This is a genomic window from Sodalis sp. RH19 (assembly GCF_047324215.1).
GTDB lineage: Bacteria > Pseudomonadota > Gammaproteobacteria > Enterobacterales > Enterobacteriaceae > Acerihabitans.
Genome location: NZ_CP178734.1, coordinates 908,373 through 928,066, shown reverse-complemented (window position 1 = coordinate 928,066; position 19,694 = coordinate 908,373). Strand labels below are relative to the sequence as shown.

General features: G+C 59.9%; 16 protein-coding genes. 8 read left to right on the top strand and 8 right to left on the bottom strand.

Features of this window, described 5'->3' with window-relative positions; translation table 11 throughout:
• Position 1 precedes the first annotated feature (1 nt).
• Positions 2-1,522 (bottom strand): ABC transporter substrate-binding protein, encoded by a 1,521-nt coding sequence (locus tag ACL2XF_RS04180; protein WP_413723182.1) that lies wholly within the window; start codon positions 1,520-1,522, stop codon positions 2-4.
• A 153-nt stretch (positions 1,523-1,675) separates the two neighbouring features.
• Between ACL2XF_RS04180 and ACL2XF_RS04175 the strand changes: the two genes are divergently transcribed.
• Entirely contained in the window at positions 1,676-2,395 is a 720-nt protein-coding gene (locus tag ACL2XF_RS04175; RefSeq protein WP_413728072.1) for a GntR family transcriptional regulator, read from the top strand.
• The gene (locus tag ACL2XF_RS04170; protein ID WP_413728071.1) at positions 2,388-3,482 is read left to right on the top strand and encodes a mandelate racemase/muconate lactonizing enzyme family protein; all 1,095 of its coding nucleotides are present in this window, start codon (positions 2,388-2,390) and stop codon (positions 3,480-3,482) included. The genes ACL2XF_RS04175 and ACL2XF_RS04170 overlap by 8 nt, the downstream gene beginning before the upstream one ends.
• A 40-nt stretch (positions 3,483-3,522) precedes the next feature.
• Here ACL2XF_RS04170 and rhaT read toward each other — a convergent pair whose 3' ends face one another.
• On the bottom strand, positions 3,523-4,557 hold the full coding sequence (rhaT, locus tag ACL2XF_RS04165) for an L-rhamnose/proton symporter RhaT (protein WP_413728070.1): 1,035 nt from the start codon (positions 4,555-4,557) through the stop codon (positions 3,523-3,525).
• Between the two features lie 638 nt (positions 4,558-5,195).
• Here rhaT and fucO point away from each other — a divergent pair.
• The 4 genes from fucO (at position 5,196) to ACL2XF_RS04145 (ending at position 10,004) form a co-directional block, all read left to right on the top strand.
• Positions 5,196-6,347, top strand: coding sequence for a lactaldehyde reductase (fucO, locus tag ACL2XF_RS04160; RefSeq protein ID WP_410014479.1), 1,152 nt, complete (start codon positions 5,196-5,198; stop codon positions 6,345-6,347).
• Between the two features lie 179 nt (positions 6,348-6,526).
• Entirely contained in the window at positions 6,527-7,549 is a 1,023-nt protein-coding gene (locus ACL2XF_RS04155; protein WP_413728069.1) for a LacI family DNA-binding transcriptional regulator, read from the top strand.
• Positions 7,550-7,596: 47 nt separating this feature from the next.
• Positions 7,597-8,715 (top strand): mandelate racemase/muconate lactonizing enzyme family protein, encoded by a 1,119-nt coding sequence (locus ACL2XF_RS04150; RefSeq protein ID WP_413728068.1) that lies wholly within the window; start codon positions 7,597-7,599, stop codon positions 8,713-8,715.
• A 74-nt stretch (positions 8,716-8,789) separates the two neighbouring features.
• A complete protein-coding gene (locus tag ACL2XF_RS04145; protein ID WP_413723188.1) occupies positions 8,790-10,004 on the top strand; it encodes an MFS transporter in 1,215 nt (404 codons plus the stop codon).
• Positions 10,005-10,033: 29 nt separating this feature from the next.
• Here ACL2XF_RS04145 and ACL2XF_RS04140 read toward each other — a convergent pair whose 3' ends face one another.
• The 3 genes from ACL2XF_RS04140 to ACL2XF_RS04130 are packed head-to-tail and all read right to left on the bottom strand — an operon-like array spanning position 10,034 to position 13,266.
• Positions 10,034-11,575, bottom strand: a complete 1,542-nt coding sequence (locus ACL2XF_RS04140; RefSeq protein ID WP_410016782.1) for a DHA2 family efflux MFS transporter permease subunit — start codon at positions 11,573-11,575, stop codon at positions 10,034-10,036.
• A gap of 53 nt (positions 11,576-11,628) precedes the next feature.
• Entirely contained in the window at positions 11,629-12,711 is a 1,083-nt protein-coding gene (locus ACL2XF_RS04135; RefSeq protein ID WP_410014469.1) for an HlyD family secretion protein, read from the bottom strand.
• A gap of 12 nt (positions 12,712-12,723) precedes the next feature.
• Positions 12,724-13,266, bottom strand: coding sequence for a winged helix-turn-helix transcriptional regulator (locus tag ACL2XF_RS04130; protein ID WP_413728067.1), 543 nt, complete (start codon positions 13,264-13,266; stop codon positions 12,724-12,726).
• Positions 13,267-13,454: 188 nt separating this feature from the next.
• Here ACL2XF_RS04130 and ACL2XF_RS04125 point away from each other — a divergent pair, with 188 nt between their 5' ends.
• Positions 13,455-14,381, top strand: coding sequence for an MBL fold metallo-hydrolase (locus tag ACL2XF_RS04125; RefSeq protein ID WP_410014467.1), 927 nt, complete (start codon positions 13,455-13,457; stop codon positions 14,379-14,381).
• Positions 14,382-14,487: 106 nt separating this feature from the next.
• On the opposite strand, the gene ACL2XF_RS04120 is transcribed toward ACL2XF_RS04125, so the two are convergent.
• Positions 14,488-15,303, bottom strand: coding sequence for an aldo/keto reductase (locus tag ACL2XF_RS04120; protein WP_413728066.1), 816 nt, complete (start codon positions 15,301-15,303; stop codon positions 14,488-14,490).
• 431 nt (positions 15,304-15,734) lie between these two features.
• Here ACL2XF_RS04120 and ACL2XF_RS04115 point away from each other — a divergent pair, with 431 nt between their 5' ends.
• On the top strand, positions 15,735-16,421 hold the full coding sequence (locus ACL2XF_RS04115; protein WP_410014465.1) for a GntR family transcriptional regulator: 687 nt from the start codon (positions 15,735-15,737) through the stop codon (positions 16,419-16,421).
• Positions 16,422-16,537: 116 nt separating this feature from the next.
• Here ACL2XF_RS04115 and ACL2XF_RS04110 read toward each other — a convergent pair whose 3' ends face one another.
• Together ACL2XF_RS04110 and uxaC are read right to left on the bottom strand one after the other, a co-directional pair.
• Positions 16,538-18,073, bottom strand: coding sequence for an MFS transporter (locus tag ACL2XF_RS04110; protein WP_413728065.1), 1,536 nt, complete (start codon positions 18,071-18,073; stop codon positions 16,538-16,540).
• 136 nt (positions 18,074-18,209) lie between these two features.
• Entirely contained in the window at positions 18,210-19,613 is a 1,404-nt protein-coding gene (uxaC, locus tag ACL2XF_RS04105; protein WP_413728064.1) for a glucuronate isomerase, read from the bottom strand.
• Between the last annotated feature and the right edge of the window lie 81 nt (positions 19,614-19,694).

The window sequence follows — 19,694 nt, the reverse complement described above, 5'->3', positions numbered from 1 at the left end:
CTCATGGCTGGAAGGAAGCCGCGCTCAGGATCGGCATGCCGTCCAGATTAAAACGCACGCCCGTCAGCCCCTTGGCGGAGGCCCACAGCACCGGCAGCGTCGCCACCGGCAATACCCAGTTTTGCTCCAGCATAAAGCTGTCGATGCGCTGCCAGGCGCGATCGGTTTGTTCATCCGGCGGCCGCGAGGTCACCAGGGCCACATCGTCCTGGTACTGCTGGGATTTGACGCCCGCCAGGTTATCGGTGGCGCGGAAAATCACCGCCGACATCAGGATGGTGGACGGACCGCGGCCGGCGCGGGCGTAGACATGGGCCGCCATTTGGAAATCCCCTTTGCGCAGGCGCGATATATAGGCGGCCTCGGACATTTCGACGATATTCACCTTCAGGCCGATGTCGCGCAGCGCGCTTTGCAGCATCTGCGCCATGGCGCCAATCTGCGGCTCGGACTGACTGCGCGACATCAGCGATATTTCCGCCCCGGCGGCGCCCGCCTGCTGGATCAGCTGTTTAGCCTGGGCCAGATCGAAGGTACAGGCGTTTTCATGCCCCGCCGCCTCGCGCTGGCTAAAATGCGGCCAGGGCAGGCATTTCACCCGGGCGTCCGGGCCGGCGATATCATGGGCGATACGCGCGCGATCCAGCGCCAGGCCGATGGCGCGCCGCACTTCGGGCTTATCCAGCGGCGGGGTTCGGGTATTCAGCGTAATATCCAGCACCCGTCCCTCCACGGTGGCGGCGCCGGTGGCGAAACCGGCCGCGGCCAGCTGTTCGGCGGCTTCCCGGTCCAAAGACGGCAAAAAATCCACCGTGCCGGCGCGCAGCTGCATCACCCCGGACTGCTGATCGGGAATCACTTTCAGGGTGATTTTCTTTAGCGCCGGACGCGGCCCCCAGTAGGCCTCGTTACGCACAAACACCGCGTCCTCGCCCGGCAGGTAGCGGCTCAGTTTAAACGGACCGGTGCCGTTGCCGCCGGTTTTGATTTTTTTAGGCGCGCTGCCGTCGATAATAAACGCCAGATCCAGTAAATCGAAGATTGCGTCCGAGGCGCCGGCAAAATGCAGTATCACGGTGCGATCGTCGGGCGTATCGATACTGCCGATCATTTTGGCCAGCGGCAGGATATTGGCGCCGTTAACCGGATCGCGGGCATAGTTCAGGCTGAACGCCACATCCCTGGCGGTAAACGGCCGGCCGTCATGGAACGTCACGCCGTCCGCCAGTTTAAGCGTCAGCGTTTTGCCGTCGTCGGAGCGGGTCCAGGACCGCGCCAGCTCCGGCTGCGGACGGCCGTCGGCATCCAGGCGGATCAGCGTGTTATACAGCAGATGCGTCAGCACAAAGGTGCCCATGCGCAGTTCCGTCGGATCAAAGGAGGTGATATCGGCGCTTTGTCCAATCACCAGGGTATCGCGCGCCGCCGCCAGGGCCTTGCCGCCCGCCAATGCCAAGCTTAACAGCAGCGCCAGCAGCAGGCCGCCGGCGCGGGCACGGCCGCTGAACATCTTTAACGTCATACTATCCCTCATACTCGCTTCAACGATGGACCAACCAACGGCAATGCGTTATTTGATCAAATTATTGTCTGTTGTTGTCCGAATACTATTGAATAAAGTCGATTTATAACAGAAAATAACTCCACATCTCATATGATTTGATCAAATATCGTTATGCGAAAAATAGATAAGCCCATCCACGACGGCGAACCGGACATTACCGACCGGCTTCGGGACGCCATCATCAACCGGCAGGAGTTCGACGCCGGGGCGCCGCTGCGCATCGACGCGCTGGCCACGCGTTTCGGCGTGTCCCATATGCCGATACGGGCGGCGCTGCAGCGGCTGGAAAGCGAAGGGCTGATCGTCGCCCAGCCCAATAAGGGCGCGCGGGTGGCGGCGGTGGATGAGACCTTCGTGGCCGAATTGCTGGATGTGCGCATGTTGATTGAAAGCTACCTGGCGCGCCGCGCCGCCGGGCGCATGACGCCGCAGTGGCTGGAACAATTGGAAACGCTGCGGGCGCGGCACGAAGAGGCGGTTGCCCGCGGCGACGCCGCCGAGGCGCTTACCGCCAATCGCGATTTTCACGCCGCCATTCATCACATTGCCGCCAACCGCGACGCCAGCCTGATTCTCGAGCGGCATTGGCGGCTGATCCGCGCCCTGTGGAAACGCTACGGTTATCAAGCCGACCGTTTTGCCGGCGTGGTGGCCGATCACCGTCTCTTGCTGGCGGCCTTCGCCGCCGGCGACGGTGAAGCGGCGGCGGCCGTAACCGCCGCCCATACCGCGCGCGCAAAGCTGGTGCTGCTCAACCGGATGCGTGACCACGCCCCGCCCGCGGACGGGTCGCAAACCTTTGACGCCGCCACGAAGGAACCCCATGAATAATTCGCGCATCGCCGCGCTGGAACTGGTGCATTGTCCGGTCACAACCAAAACCACCTGGTCATTTATCCGCCTGACGCGGGCGGACGGCGCATGCGGCTGGGGCGAGGCCAGCTGGGTGCGCGAGCCCGGCGCGCTCGACGCCTGCCATGACGCCGCCCGGCGATATCTGCTGGGACAGCCCTGGGAGGCGCTTGCCGCTTTTATTGCCCGGGAAACCCGCGGCGTACCCCAGGCGGCGATGGCCAGCGCCCTGGAACAGGCGATGTGGGATATCCGGGGCAAGGATAGGGGCGACTATGCGGCATCGCTGGCGGGCGGCGGCTACCGCACCCGCATCCCGTTGTATGCCAATATCAATCGCAGCATCGTCCAGCGCGACGGGGCGGGTTTCGCCCGGGCGGCGCAGCATGCGCGCGCGGCGGGGTTTAACCGTATCAAGATAGCGCCTTTCGACGGCCTGACCCCCGATATCCGCCTGACGCCGCTGGGCCGGCGGCGGCTGGACGATGGGCTGGCGCGCGTGGCGGCCACCCGCGCGGCCATCGGTCCCGCCGCCGAGCTGTATGTGGATTGCCACTGGCGCTTCGACCCGCCGGGCGCGTCGGCGGTATTACCGGAACTGGCGGCGCTTGGCGTCAGCTGGTTCGAGTGCCCGCTGGCGGAAACGCCGGAAAATATCCCCGCCCTGAAACACCTGCGCGGCGCAGCCAATACCCTGGGCATGCGCCTGGCCGGCCTGGAGGAACTGACGCATCCCGCCGCGTTTCTTCCCTGGCTCGCCGCCGGCGCTTACGATGTGGTGATGCCGGATGTCAAATATGCGCGCGGCATCACCGGCGTGCTGGAGGTGGCAACGCTTGCGGCCGCCCACGGCGCCGGCTGCGCGCCGCATAACCCCAGCGGACCGATTGCGCATGCCGCCAGCCTGGTGGCCTGCGCCATCAGCGAGGGCATTGAGCAGTTGGAGCATCAATTTGATGAAACGCCGGCCTTCTGGCGCCTGGCGGCCGCCGATTTCCCGCGCCCGGCGAACGGGGCCAGCCTGACGCCCACGCTTGCGGGGCTGGGCACGGCGCTCAGGCGGTAAATGGCGGGCCGGGTGCCGTATCACCGGCGGCCCGCCCCGTTCAGGAGGCGATGCCCAGGCCGACGATATTGGCCGCCAGGATAATCACCATCGCGCCGAGGCTCAGCACCCGCACCGGTTTTTTGCCCACGGCCAGCCACTCTTTGAGCAGCAGGCCGACGATGCCGCCGCACAGCACATAAAAGCTCATATGCAGCATCCAGCTGACATAACGGTATTGTTCCGGAATATTGGCGTGTCCCCAGGCATAGAAGAAAAATTGCAGATACCACATGACGCCGCCGAGGATGGCGAACAGCGCATTGGCTATCAGCAGGGATTTCCCCACGGATAAATCCGCTTTTATCGACAGTTCGGGCCTGGTGGCCAACCGGAAAAAACAGTAGGCCAGATTGACGATAGCCCCGCCGCCCATGATGATCACATAGCTGGGCAGCGCCACGTACAGCGGGCTGATGCCGATATTTTTGGCGGCGATATGCATCGGCACCGCGGCATCCATGGCAAAGGACATGCCGGCGGAGAAGATCCCGCACAGCACGGCCAGGATCAGGCCCTTCTTAAGACTGAACTCCTGGGCGCTGACGCCGAGCGCTTTTTCCTTCATTACCCCGGCATAGCTGACGATGCCGACGCCTATCAGGGCGACGAACACGCCCAGCAAGGTGATCTGGCCGCCGGTCGAGCCGGCCATGGCGCCGAACTTCCCTTGCAGGATAGGCGTCATCAGCGTACCGACAATCAGGGTGATGCCGATGGCAATGCCGATCCCCATGGACATGCCGAGATAACGCATCGTCAGGCCGTAATTAATATTTCCCACGCCCCACATGGCGCCAAACAGAAATACCGGCAGCAATGTCGACCAGGAAAACGCGCCGAAATAGCCCCAGAAATCGGGGAGCAGGATGGCGCTGACGGTCCAGGGCAACACCACCCAGGAAAAGAACCCGCCCAGCGACCACATGGTCTCCCAGCTCCAGCGCCGGACCTGCTTGAACGGCGCGTAAAAACAGGCGGCGGAAGCGGCGCCGACGAAATGCCATAATATACCGAGGAAAATTGAGCTGCCCATTTACAATTCCTTAGAAAATAATTTGCATAAAGTGATAGGGACACATGCCGGAAAATGAATGCCAATGTAATTTTGTATTCTAAGCATCGGAATGAGCCTTACCTTCATATCCACGCCATTCAGATCGTCACCCTGGCACGCATATAAAGAGGGATGTGATGAGTATCACAAAAACATAATTGATTTATTTGCGGCAGGTTCTCATAAGCTTATTTTTTATCGCTCAAAAAACAATGTATTATTAATAAAAAAATCGGCACGACGTTTCATTTTTTTTATTATTCGCGCTCATTTATCGACAACAATCTTAATTATCGTAAAATAAAGTACATAATTTATGCCATGCTAATTTAAATTAATGTGTTGTTTTTAAATCTAAAAATAATAAAAGCGTTCTTTTTTAAGGCTGAATTTTTCACACCTATAACCGATTTTTACCACTCCCGCGGCATCTTTACATGATTGCCATCTTTTGTCCGGTACTGGCAATGGGAAGAAGGTCTTGGGGCGGCGCTTGCGTTACGATACCGGCAAAGATCAATCCACAGGCGATATATCGCCTGTTATTACGCCATGCGCATAAAACAAGACGTGTTACTTCTTACTAACAATTCTGAAATCAACCGAAGGTTATCATTATGACTAATCGTATGATCCTAAATCAAACCGCCTATTTTGGCCGGGGCGCTATTTCGCATATTATCGATGAAGCAAAAGCCCACGGTTATAAAAAGGCGCTGATTGTTACCGACCAGGAGTTAATCCGCGTTAAGGTGGCCACCCGGGTATTCGCGTTACTTGATCAGGCGGGTTTTGCCTTCGACGTTTTTGATGAAGTGATGCCAAACCCCACGGTCTCCGTCGTCAAACGCGGCGTAAGCGCCTTTAAAGCGGCCCAGGCGGATTTTCTTATCGCCATCGGCGGCGGTTCGCCGCAGGATACCAGCAAGGCCATCGGCATTATCATCGCTAATCCCGGCTTCGCCGATGTGCTTAGCCTGGAAGGCGTGGCCGCCACCACCGCGGCCAGCGTACCGGTGATCGCCATACCCACCACGGCAGGCACCGCGGCCGAAGTAACGATTAACTACGTGATTACCGATGAGGACAAACGGCGTAAATTCGTCTGTGTCGATCCCCACGATATTCCGCTGGTGGCGATTATCGACCCGGACATGATGTCCAGCATGCCCGCGTCCCTGAAAGCCGCCACGGGCGTAGATGCCTTGACGCACGCCATTGAGGGCTACACCACCCGGGCGGCCTGGGAACTCACCGATATGTTTCACCTGAAGGCCATCGAAATCATCGCCCGCTCGCTGCGCGCGTCGGTTCAGGGCGATGCCAGGGGCGTGGACGACATGGCGTTGGGGCAATATATCGCCGGCATGGGATTTTCCAACGTCGGCCTGGGGCTGGTGCACGGCATGGCGCATCCGCTGGGGGCGTATTACAACACCCCGCACGGCGTCGCCAATGCCATTCTTCTGCCGCATATTATGGTCTACAACGCGGCGCAAACCGGTGAAAAATTCCGGGCGATCGCCGTGGCGATGGGCGTTGAGAACGCGGCCGCCATGCCGCTTGAGCAGGCGAGGACGGCGGCCATCGACGCGGTGAAGGCGCTTTGCCGCGAGGTGGGCATTCCCGCGCGGCTGCGCGAAGTCGGCCTGAGGGAACAGGACATCCCGGCGCTGGCGCAGGCGGCGCTTGACGACGTCTGTACCGGCGGCAACCCCCGGCAAACCAGCCTGGAGGATATCAAGGCGTTATATCAGGCCATCTTCTAATCCCCCTCCGTCCCGGTAAAGACCTTGCCGGCGCGGCGGGAAGACATCCCCGCCGCCCGGTTTCCCCACTCCACCGGGTCGTTTCCGTCAGCTGAAAATCATTTTTGCGCCCTGGATCACAGTATGGTTTCGCAGTGAGAATCTAACATTAGGTAATCGATTACCTAATGCGAATAAACATGCAAAAACCCATAGCTATCCGTGATGTCGCCCAGGCGGCGGGCGTCTCCACCGCCACGGTATCACGTTATATGAACGGCAAGTTTCATGCGATGAGCGCGGACACCCGATTGCGCATTGAAAGCGTGATTGACGCTATGGGCTATAAACCGAACGATGTGGCGCGCACGCTGCGCAGCACCAAAAGCAACACCATCGCGGTGATCGTGTCCGATATCCTCAATCCCTATTCCATCGCCATCCTGCAAGGGATCGAGGAAGCCTGCGCGGCGTTCGGCTATACCATATTCGTCTGCAATTCCAGGGAACTGCCGGTAAAGGAGAAAGAATTTATCGAGATGATGCTGGCGAAACGGGTCGACGGTTTTGTGATAAATACCACCGGCGGCAACGATGGTCTTATCGCCAGCCTGGCCGAGCGGACCCCCGTGGTGCTGGTTGGACGTAAAATCAGCCAGGGGGCGGTGCAGGCCATTACCGTGAATAACGCGCAGGGCATGGCCCTGGCGGTGGATCATTTGCGGGCGCAGGGTTGCCGTTCCCTGGCATTGCTCAGCCCGCCCACCACCGGGATCAGCCCGCGCATGGAACGCGTTGAGGCTTTCCGCGCGCACGCCGCCCGCGTCGGGGCCGACGGCATCATCAGCGAAATCCAGATTATCGGCCGTGTCCAGGTCGAGCCGGTCGCCGACGCCCTGCAACATATCATGGCGCGGCGCGACCCGCGGCAACGGCTGGGCATTATCGCCACCAACGGCATGCTGGCGCTGGCGGTGCTCAAGGCCGCCAAGGTCCTGGGATATGCCATTCCCGCCGATTTCCTGTTTATCGGTTTTGACGATACCGAATGGGCCTCGGTCAGTTATCCCAGCCTGACGGTGGTCGCGCAACCGACCTACGAGGTCGGCGCCGCCGCGGCGAAAAGACTGATCGCCCATTTGATTAAAAAAGAACCGCAAAATGGACCGGACGCCATTGAATTACCGGTGAAACTGATCCCTCGAGACTCAACCCTGACTTAATTTTTACCGCCAGGGTAATCGATTACCCTGCTGGACCGGAGGCAGCGATGCACATTCAAGATATCAAGACTTACGTGGTGGTACAAAAACTGGATACGCAGTTCGGCATGTCCCAGTGGTTATGGGATAGCCGGGCCAGCTGCCTGTTGGAAATCATCACCGACGAGGGCGTGATCGGCTGGGGCGAGTGTTTTGGCCCGGCCAGGGCCAACGCCGCGCTGATCAATGAATTATTCGCCCCGCTGCTGATCGGGCAGGATCCGCTGCAGCGCGCGCCGTTGTGGGAAACCCTCTACAACCGCACCCGAGAATTCGGCCGCAAAGGCATCGCGGTTTCCGCGCTGTCCGGTATCGATATCGCCCTATGGGATATCGCCGGCAAAATCATGGGGCAGCCTATCGCGGCATTGCTGGGCGGCGCCGCCGCGGTGCCGGTCACCGCCTATGCGTCGTCTTTTTATTATTCCGGCGATGCGCGCTATACGCTGGAAAAAGACGCTGAAGAGGCGCTGAACCAGGGATACCGGGCCTTTAAAATGAAAGTGGGCGGCCTGGGGCTTCGCCAGGATGCGCAACGGGTGGCGCGGGTGCGGCAGTTGATCGGCCCCGATGCCGGCCTGGCGGTGGATGCCAATCGCGCCTATACCGCGCGCGAGGCCATCCAGTTGGGCAGGATGATTGAGGAACAGGACATCTCCTGGTTTGAGGAGCCGGTGCTGCCGGATGATTTCACCGGCTATCGCGAGGTGAGAAGCGCGTTGCATATGCGCATCGCCGGCGGCGAATCGGAATTTACCCGTTTTGGCTTCCGGCCGTTCCTGGAACAACGCTGCGTGGACATCGCCCAGCCGGATGTCGCCGCCTGCGGCGGCCTGGGCGAAGCGTGGCATATCGCCGTGATGGCCACCGCCTTCGGCGTTGATTGTTATCCCCACCTCTGGGGTTCCGCCATCTCCTTGGCCGCCACGCTGCATTTAATCTCCGCCATTCCGGTGGCGGTGCCCTCGATGGTAAAGGCGCGACCGCTGCTGGAGCTGGATCGGGCGCCCAACGTCTTTCGCGAACAGCTTTCCGACTTAGTCATAGGGCCGTCGATGCCGGTGCCGGATAAACCGGGGCTGGGCATTGAAATCGACCGGAGCCTTATCCGGCGCTACGCGCAATAACACGGCCGGCACGTTCGCCAGGCCACGTCACCCTACGATGGAATCATTAAAATAAACACAGAATGGGACAGGATATGAGTCATGCAAAATGGTACCGTATCGGCGGCACATTGATGATTGGGCTATTTGTCGCTTATCTCGATCGTTCAAACCTCTCCATTGCGCTGCCCGGCATGGAACGCGATCTGGGTTTTTCCGGCGCGGCGACCAAAAGCCTGGCCTTGACCGGCTTTCTTATTGGCTATGCGGTGGCGAATTTTTTCGGCGGCTTCCTTACCTACAAACTGAACCCCAAAACCACCATCGTCAGCATGGTGCTGATCTGGTCGCTGGCCCAGGTGATGACCGCCTGGGTCACCTCGCCCACGCTGTTGATTATCTACCGCATTATTCTCGGCATCGCGGAAGGCATTTACTGGCCGCAGCAATTCCGTTTCGCCCGCGCCTGGTTTACCAAAGATGAAATCACGCGCGGCACCAATCTTATCCAGTTTTACGGCCAGTTCCTGGCGCTGGCGCTGGGGTTCCTGATCCTGACGCCCATTTACGACGCCCTGGGCTGGGAATGGATTTTTTATATCACCGGCGGGCTGGGCCTGGCGATCGTGGTGCCGTTATTTTTGCTTTTCCTGAAAAACGCACCGGATGGCGGCAGCGGGGCGGCGGCCGAAGAGGCGCGTCCCGCCGGGAAACTGACTTTCCAGGCGCTCGGCGGTTATCCCTTCCTGTTATTGATATTCAGTTATTTCGCCAACGGCATGCTGTTTTGGGGCATTACGCTGTTTATTCCGATGCTGGTTCATTCGCTGGGCTTTACCGGCCTGTGGCAGGGGTTTGCCAGTTCCCTGCCCTATATGCTGGCGATTGTGTTCGCCATTCCGATGGCCTATATCAGCGATCGTACCCAGAAACGCGGGCTGATCGCCGCCTCGGGACTGGCCGTCGCCGGCATACTGCTGGTCATGTTGCCCGTTATTGATAATCCGGTGGCGAAAATGGCGTTGATTACCCTGGCCATCGCTTATTTCACCAGTAGCTACACCACCAATATCTGGTCGATTATCACCTCAAGCGTCCAGCCCGAAGCGGTAGGCCCGGCGGCCGGGGTGATTAACGGCATCGGCGCGGGCGGCGGCGGCACCACCGCCGGTTTTGTCGTTGGCGTGCTGTACAGCAACACCGGCTCCTATCTGGCGGGATTCAGCGTTATCGGCGCGGTAGCCATCCTGGGCGGGCTGGCCGTCTATCTTTATACCAAAATCCAGCGCACGGACGTGAGCGCGCAATAACGTGGCCGCGCCCCCAGCCTTTGCCGCCGTCAATGCGCCGGGGGCGCCGCCGCCGGCTTGGTTATTTTCTTCATCAGCGGCACCATGGCGGTGGCGATGATAAAGCACCACATGATCGCCATAAACGTATCGCTGAAGGTTAACGTGCGCGCCTCGCGGTAAGCCAGCGACCACAGCTGGCGCAACGCGGCGGCGGCGGCGGAGGACGGATCGTAGCCGAGCCGGGTAAATTGCCCGGCCAGCGTATCCAGCATGGCGTTCATCGCCTCGTTGGACGCCGTCAGGGATTCCGCCAGGCGGGAATAATGCAGGTTGGTGCGATCGTTGAGCAACGTCGCGCACCAGGCAATGCCGATGGCGCCGCCCAGGTTGCGCATCAGGTTGAAGAGCCCCGAGGCCATTTTCAGTCGTTCCGGCGCCAGGCTGCCCAGGGTCAGCGTGACGACCGGGGCGACGGAAAACTGCTGCGCCATGCCGCGGAACGCCTGGGGTATCAGCAGTTCCCGCGCCCCCCAGTCATGGGTAATCGGCATAAAATTCCACATGGAGAAAGCAAAGCAGGCAAGGCCGAACATCAGCAGCCAGCGCAGATCGATACGGTTGGCAAAAAAGGAATAAACCGGAATGGACAAGACCTGGAAGATGCCGGTGGAAAATACCGCCATACCGATCTGCAGCGCGCTGAATCCCCGGACCTGGCCGAGGAACAGCGGCGTCAGGTAGATAGTAGCGAAGATGCCGACGCCGGTGATAAAGGAGAAAAAACAGCCAAGGGCGAAGTTGCGCTCTTTTAACGCGCGCAGATCGACAATCGGCCGGGCAAAGGTTAGCGAGCGCCAGAGAAACAATACGCCCGCCACGGCGGAAATCCAGGCGGTGGCCAGGATAACGCCATCACCAAACCAATCCCAGCGCGGCCCCTCCTCCAAAGTGTACTCAAGGCAGCCCAGGCAGAGCGCCAGCAGCACAATGCCAAGGTAATCGGCGCCGCGCAACAGCGCCAGGTTGGCGCGGTCAATCCTGACCATAAGCGGCACGGCGACGGCAACAAAAATCCCCGGCACTAAATTGATAAAAAAGAGCCAGTGCCAGGAATAGTTTTCGGTAATCCAGCCGCCCACCGTCGGCCCAAGCGTCGGCGCCAGCGACGCGATGCCGCCGACGGTGGCGGCGGCGAACACCCGCTGCGGCCCGGCAAAAAAGATAAAGGCGGTGGTAAACACCAGCGGGATCATCGAACCGCCGAGAAATCCCTGCATCGCCCGGAACAGAATCATGCTCTGGATATTCCACGCCCAGCCGCACAGCAGGCTCGATAAGGTAAAGCCAATGGCGGAAACGCAGAACAGCCAGCGGGTCGACATCACATGCGCCAGCCAGCCCGAAAGCGGTATGACGATGATCTCGGCGATCAGATAGGCGGTCTGGACCCAGACGGTTTCATCGGTGCCCGCCGACAGGCCGCCGCCGATATCCTTTAACGACGCCGAGACAATTTGTATATCCAGCAAGGCGATGAACATGCCGACGCACATGGTGGCAAAGGCGAAGATACGGGTGGGCAGCGTCATGCCGGCCGGCAGGGCCGCCACCGATGAATGCGCGGCCGGCGCGGCGGCGGCGCTCACGGGCGTTCCGCTTCGCGGCTGTCGATGGCGGCGGTTACCGACAGCCCCGGGCGCAGCAGGCCCAGCGTGCCGTCGTCGCGGTCAAGATTGATGCGCACCGGGACGCGCTGGACGATTTTGGTGAAATTGCCGGTGGCGTTTTCCGTCGGCAGCACGCTGAACTGCGCGCCGGTCGCCGGCGCCAGGCTGCTGACCGTACCGTGGAACACCCGCCCGGGCTGGATATCGGCCCGCACCGTGGCGCGCTGTCCCGGCCGCATATCCGCCAGCTGATCTTCTTTAAAATTGGCGTCCACCCACAAGCCCGTGGCCGGGATAATGACCAACAGCTGGCTGCCGGCGCCGGCCCAGGCGCCCAACCTGGCCCGCCGGTTGCCCACCACGCCGTTTATCGGCGCGCGGATCTGGCTGTACTCCACATTAAGCCGCGCGAGATCGCGCCCGGCAACGGCCTGATCCAGCGCGGCCTTGATCTGGCCTTTTTCGCTATCGGTGACCGCCAGCTGACGCTGTGCCGCCAGGAGCGCCGCGCGGGCCTGCTGGCCATCGGCCACCGCCTGCCGGTAGTCGGCCTCGGCTTTTTGCAGGCTTTGCACGGAGACGGCGGCGGACATCTGCAGTTTTTGGTAGCGATCCAGGTCATGGCGGGTGCGTTCCGTTTGCGCGTCGTAACCGGCGATGGCGGCCTTGGCCTGCTCGATCAGCGCTTCCTTTAAACTGCGCGTCGAGGCCAGATTGACCAGCGCGGCCTGCTGCGCGGCGATTTCGCTTTCCGTTTTCGCCAGTTCGGCCCGGTAATCCCGATCGTCAAGGCGCACCAGCACATCGCCGGCATGCACCGCCTGGTTATCGGTGACCTCGACGCTTGCGACATATCCCGCCACTTTGGCGCTGATGGTGGTGATGTCGCCGCCGATATACGCATCGTCGGTGGTCTGCATAAAGCGGCTTTGAGTCCACCAAAAATAGCCGTAACCGGTAAGTATTGCCGCGCCGGCCGTCAAGGCCATAAGCATCAGGACGCGGCTTTTTTTCATGCCGCGCGGCGGCGCGTCGCTTGCGCTGAGAGGCGTGTTCATCGGGCTATCCTGTTAAGCAAATTTTTTAGCGGGCGGGTTAAAACGCAGGTTGTCATCCCCGGTCGTTTCTTTTAGCTGCAAAAATGCCATGCGGTAGCGCATTTGCTCGCTGGCCATCGGTCCCGGGCCTACCCGACAGGCCGCGTCGGTCATTTTTTCACCGGTTACGGCATCCACCAGTATCGGCTGCGCCGGCACGTTGGTTTCCCGGTTGACCAGCTGTGTCGCGATGCCTTCGGGGGCGAAATGGGCGTTGCCCCAGGCCAGCAACGCCCATAATACCGGCTGGAAATCGCGTCCGGCCTCGGTCAAGTGATATTCGTGGCGGGGAGGCTTATCGCTGTACTGCCTGCGCTCCAGCAGGCCGTTTTCCACCAGTTCGGTTAACCGGCGCGTCAGCATATTGGGGGCGATCTTCAGACTGGCCTCGAATTCATAAAATCGCGTCAGGCCGTAGAAGGCGTCGCGCAGGATCAGCATGCTCCACCATTCCCCTACCCGTCCCAGGCTGCGGGCGATGGGACAGGGCATGGCGCTGAAATCGGTCTTGGTCATGGGCGGGCGCTCCGGCTGGTAACTATCAAGTTGAAAGTAGCATACCGCCAGTGACTATCATTATGCAAGTCTATGCCTAAAAAAAGGCCCATAGGGTATAGTCAAAGCGGGCACTCTCGCGCCGCATGCCGCGCGTAGGGTTTTTGACCGGCCGCCGGCGCGGCATTCTCAATCAAGGCAGGTGTTGCATGTCAGATCATCAGCATAGCGTTTCCCAGGCCGCCACCCTGCGCGTCTGCCGCCCCTGGCCCGGGATCATGGCCTTTTACGACGGGCGCATCCCCCATAAGAGACTTTACGGCGCGCAAGCTAACTGGCTCGATGACGGCGCCTTCTCTCTCGGCACCGCCACCTACGCCATCATCGCGGGCCACGAGGCGGTGGTGTACGATACCCACATGACGCTCGATCACGCCGCGGCGATCCGCGCCATCCTGGAAGAAGAGGGCGTCACCGCCATCAGGGTGATCATGAGCCATTGGCATACCGATCATGTCGCGGGCAACGCGGCGTTCGCCGATTGCGAAATCATCGCCTGCGACCTGACCCGGCAATTGCTGATAGAACACCGCGAAGAGCTGGAAAACGGCGCCCCGCCCATTACGCCGCTGGTCCTGCCCACCACCACCTTTACCGATCGCCTGGACCTGACCGTCGGCGCCCTCTCCCTGGAGCTGCGCCAGTACGATATCCACAGCGCGGACGGCCTGGTGGTGCGCATCCCTTCGCTGGGGCTGCTGTTGGCCGGCGACACGCTGGAGGATACCCTGACCTATGTCGCCGAACCCGGACGGCTCGCGATACACCTGCGCGAGCTGGCCCGCCTCGGGCAGTGGGATTTCCAGCGGATCCTGCCGAACCACGGCCGCTTAGAGATGATTGCCGCCGGCGGCTACCCGCGCGACCTGATCGCCGCCACGCAGCGGTATGTGGAACAGCTGCTCCGGCTGCCGGCACACCCGGAATTAGCCGCTTTGCCGCTGGTGGAGTTTGCCGCCGCCTCGCTGGCGACCGGCGCGGTGGCCTGGTTCGAGCCCTATGAGGCGGTACACCGGCATAATATCGCCAGCGTGCTGAAGGCGACCGGCGCCGATTGCCGGCCACAGCCTGGCTGAGTGAGGATCAGCCGCGCGGGAGTTCGCCGCGATTTTCGCGGCAAGGCGGCTGCGGCGCGCGGCTGGACTGCCGCGGGTGGACGTCACGCCGGTTTGCCCGCCGCCATCAGACCATAGCGATCAGTTCGCGCCGCTGCCGCGGCGTCAGCGCCGGTCCGGTCGCCGCCGCCGCGTTTTCCGCCATGTACCTGGGATTGCCCGTGCCCGGTATGGCGCAGGTGACGGCGGAATTGGCGAGCACGAACTTCAGCGCCAGCTGCGCCCAGGACGCGGCGCCGGCGTCTGCGGCCCAGCCGGGCAGCGGCGTCGCCCCCAGGCGCCTGAGCAGCCCCCCGCCGCCAAACGGCGTGTTGCAGATAACGGCCACCCCTTTGTCACGCGCCAGGGGGAGCAGCCGTTGTTCGGCCGCGCGATCGTCCAGGGCATAGTTAATCTGCAGAAAATCCAGCGGCGTGGCGTTGATGAGGCTCTCCAGCGCATCGTACGCCGCAGGGGTATAGTGCGTGACGCCGATATAGCGGATGCGTCCCGCCGCTTTCATCGCGCGCAGGGTGGGCAGGTGCGTTTGCCAGTCCAGCAGATTATGGATTTGCATCAGATCGATGCGATCGGTTTGCAGTAAACGGAACGACGCCTCCATTTGCCGGATGCCGGCCTCGCGTCCGGAGGTCCATACCTTGGTGGCGAGAAAGGCCCGGGGCCGCAGCCGCCGCGCCCCCAGCAGTTCGCCGGTGGTGCGCTCCGCCCGGCCGTACATGGGCGAACTGTCGATAACCGTGCCGCCGGCGGCAAACAACGCATCCAGCACCGCGGGAAGCCGCGCATACTGACTGTCGCCGGGCGCGACATCAAAGCCGCGATAGGTGCCAAGGCCGATAACCGGCAGCGCTTCGCGCGAGGAAGGGATAGGACGGGTCGGCATAGGCGATGCTCCTGGCGAAGGCGGCCGCGGGGATACCGGCGGCGCGCCGAATGAAACCCTTGCGCCCAGGGTGCTCCAGGCCGCCCATCCGGCGCCGAGGCGCAAGAGCCGGCGGCGGGATAACGGCGCCATCGTCAGCCCGCCTGGCCGGGATACCGCCCGGGCGCGATAGACGGCGCACGCCGCAAGGCGCGGCAGGCCCCGGCGTAGCCTGGTGATAGAGATTGACCGCCGATACCCAGGTCGAGCCGTTTTTGCATCCCACGATCCCCCCTACTGTTTGCCCGCCGTTATTACCGCATATAGCTTATCGTATTACTATAAGCCGGCGCCAGCCGACATAACGGCAATAGCGGGTGCATCATCCCTTTAGACTTACCGGCAATTGTAATATATTCAGCTAAGCTATTTGATAAAACGGTCAATATCCTATGTCGCTCACCCATATCCTCCATGCCGGTCAGCCGGTAAATCAGCAGATTTACCGTTTCCTGCGCCAGGAGATTGTCACCTGCATAATCCCGCCGGGTTCGCTGCTTTCCGAAAAAGAAATCTCCGCGCGGTTTAATGTCTCGCGCCAACCCGTGCGCGAAGCTTTTATTAAACTGGCGGAAACCGGGCTGGTCCAGGTATTGCCCCAGCGCGGCACCTTTGTGCGTAAAATCTCCGCCAGGCTGGTTGAGGACGGGCGTTTTATCCGTGAATCGCTGGAAAGCGCCGTGGTACGCCGCGCCGCCAGGCAGGCCCGCCCGGAGTATCTTGAGCGGCTGGAATATAATCTGGAGCTGCAATCGCGCTCGGCGCAAAAAAACGATAGCTTTGAGTTCCTGCGGCTTGATGATGATTTTCACCGGCTTATCGCCGGCAGCATTGATTGCGCCCTGGCCTGGGAAACGGTGGAAAATATCAAGGCGGCGATGGACCGGGTGCGTTTTCTGACCTTAAGCGAAGTCTCGCCGCCGGACCGGCTTATCGAACAGCATCATCATATTCTCCGCGCCATTAAAGCCAAAGACGCCGACGCCGCCGAACAGGCGATGCGCCTCCATTTGCAGGAAATGATTTTCTCCATTACGCCTATTAGCGAGCGCAACGGCGAATGGTTTGAGGATGACTGAATAGCGCGTCATGGGCGTACGGAACGCGGCCGGCGCTACCGGCCGCGGGGATGGCGGGATGAGAAACAGCGGCGCGCGGCGCCGGGAATCAGCCCGGCCGCCGCGGCGCAATACCTTTACGCCGTCTCCGGCGCGGCCGCCGGCGCCACTTCCGGCACGGTATCCGGCCAGACCTTATCATAACTATAGCCGGTCAGGTCTTCGACGACAGCCCGGGTGCGCGGGTCGACCTGGCGTTTATCGCCGTTGTTCTTCAGCCGCTCGATGTCCTGCACCAGAATGGTATGGGTGCGTTTATTCAGTCTGAACGTCAGCGCGACGCACAGCGCCAGCACCAGCAGGCCGCCGGTGCCGATAAACAGCAGCATGGCGATGGTCTTTACCGCCTGCGGGGACTGCACGGCGCTGCCGGTAATAAACCCCCCTTCCTGCAAAATCACGCCGACAAAAAAGGTGGCGATGGCAACACTTGTCTTGCGGGAAAAGGTCATCACCGCGGCAAACAGCCCTTCGCGGCGTTTTTTGGTCACCATCTCGTCGATATCGGGAATAAACGGAAAGACGTTCCAGGGGGTAAATTCCAACAGGCAGCGTCCTATCTGGTAGGTGATGGCGATAGCGTAAAGCATCAGGACCTTGGCCGGCGGATTATTCAGGTACACCGCAAGCAGCGCCCCCAGGCAAACCAGCATAATGGTATAGCCGCAAATATACAGGCGGGAGGGACCGTATTTAATAATCGCCATGCCCGCCAATAATGTCACCGGCAGGCCGATAATACTCAGGGAAAGCAGGCCCGCGGCAAATGACGCGGAGACGCTTAGGCAATACACGCAGAAAAAGACAAAGACGGTATTAAAGATATCCTTGGCGGTAAAAGACAGCAGGTAAATGGCGATATGTTTACGAAAAGCGCGTATTTTCAGCGTCGAGCCATACTCTATCCATAGCCGGCCAAAGCGCTTTAATTGCTCGCCAACGCTGTGTTTATCGGTGGATTTGGCGCGATCCAGATCCGCCAGCATGGCCGGCGTCAACGCCCGCTCCCAGGTCACGCTATACGAGACCATGATGCATACCGCGAACAGCACGGCAAAAAACAGGCCGTTAACCAAATAGGCCGTAGGGTTGTTTTCCCCGAAATGGCCAATCAGCAATCCCGGAATGAAGGTTGCCAGGAACGTGCCCATCGCCGAGAGGAACATGCGACAGGTCGATAATTTGGTGCGCTGGTTAAAGTCCTTGGTCATTTCCGACGGCAGGGTTTCCCAGGGGATCAGCACCATCGCGGCAATGATTTCAAATAATAAATATACCGACAGATAAAACCAATAATTCATGCCGTTAAGCCACAATAAGGCATAGACCAGCATGAGCGGCGAACCGATTAATAAAAAGAAGCGCCGGCGGCCAAATTTTTTACCAAAATAGTTTTTGTAAAAATGGTCGGTAAAACTTCCCATAAACAGGCTGACGATAGCATCGACAATACGCGCGATACCCACAATCGACGCCGCCTGTATCGGCGACAGGCCGACAAAGGTCGTATAGTAGAACAACAGCCAGGCGCCGATAACGGTAAACGCCCCCCCGCCCATGATATCGGTAAGGCCATAGCCGATACCGATAGGTATTGTGACTTTCCTCGACATAACGTTAAGCCTCTATTTTAAATTTTATGCGGCGAGACAATAGATAATTATTCGCTGCATTTAAAAAATGACGATAAAGTCAAAAATAATATTATGTCTCAAATATTAAATCTGACTCATGCAATAACAGCGATCGCTAAAAATCAAAATAAACCTTGGCATTCTGATAACAAATATTACCGATAAGTTTTTCCAGCAAGGCCTGGTCGGCGGGAATATGTCCCGCCGTGACCCACTCGCCAATCAGATCACATAAAATGCGGCGAAAATAATCATGCCGGGTGTAGGAAATAAAGCTGCGCGAGTCGGTAAGCATACCGACAAAATTCATTAACAGTCCGTGGTCGGCCAGCGTGGTCAGCTGGCGGATCATGCCGCGCCGGGTATCGTTAAACCACCAGCCGGCGCCGAACTGCATGTTCGATTTAACCCCGCCCCCGGTTTGGAAATTGGCCAGCGTGGAGGCCACCACGTCATTGAGCGACGGATCCAGGTTATAAACGATGATTGTCGGCAGGGCGTCCCGTTGCGCCATGGCGTCGAACAGCCGGTTAAGATGCGGCGCGATGTCGGACTGATCGCAAATGGAATCGTAACCGACATTCGCGCCGAGCTGCTGAAACATCCGGGTATTGGCGTTACGCAGCGCGCCAAAATGGATCTGCATGGTCCAGCCGCGTTTGGCGTAAAAGCCGGCCAGCGCCAGCAGCACCGCGGATTGGTAACGGACCTGGTCGTCGCCCGCGAGCGCGTCGCCCGCCCTTTTCCGCTGGAACAGCGCTTCCTGTTCCATTGGCGTGGACGGTAAATAGGCAATACGCGTCAGGCCGTGATCGGAAAGCCTGCCGCCATGCTGGTGGAAATAGCCGACGCGGGCATCCAGCGCCGCCAGGTAGTCGTCAAAACGGTGAATGGCGGCGCCGTTGAGTTGCTCAAGACGGGCGATAAAGCGCCGGAATACGTCGCCGTCGGCCTCCAGCGCCTCGTCGGGCCTGAACGTCGGCAGCACCCGGGTGGCAAAATCCGCGTCATCGCGCAACGCCTGATGGTATTCCAGGGAATCGGTCGGGGCATCGGTGGTACAAATGACCTCGACATTGGATTGACGTATCAATCCGCGCGGTGAAAACGATGGCTGTTGCAATAGCGGATTGACCCGATCCCAAACGCCCCGCCAGTTTTGACCGTTCAGGGGCTCGGTGATACCGAAATAGAATTTAAGCTCCAGATGGGTCCAGTGGTAGAGCGGATTGCCGACACAAGCCTCGACGGTCTGCGCCCAGGCCTGGAATTTTTCCATCGCACAGGCGTTGCCGGTAATGAATTCCTCGGGTATGCCGTTGGCGCGCATGGCGCGCCATTTATAATGATCTCCGGCCAGCCAGAGTTCGGTCAGGTTGGCAAAAGGACGATCCTCGGCGATAACCCGGGGATCAAGATGGCAGTGGTAGTCGATAATAGGCGCAAGCGCGGCGACCTGATGATAAAGCTCGCGCGCGCAATCGCTCTTTAACAAAAAATCCCGGTCGATAAATGCCATTTCACACCTGCTGATGATAAACAATGCGCACTACCATACTAGATGGTTCAACACGGTGTTTTGAACGCAGTCACACTTCTT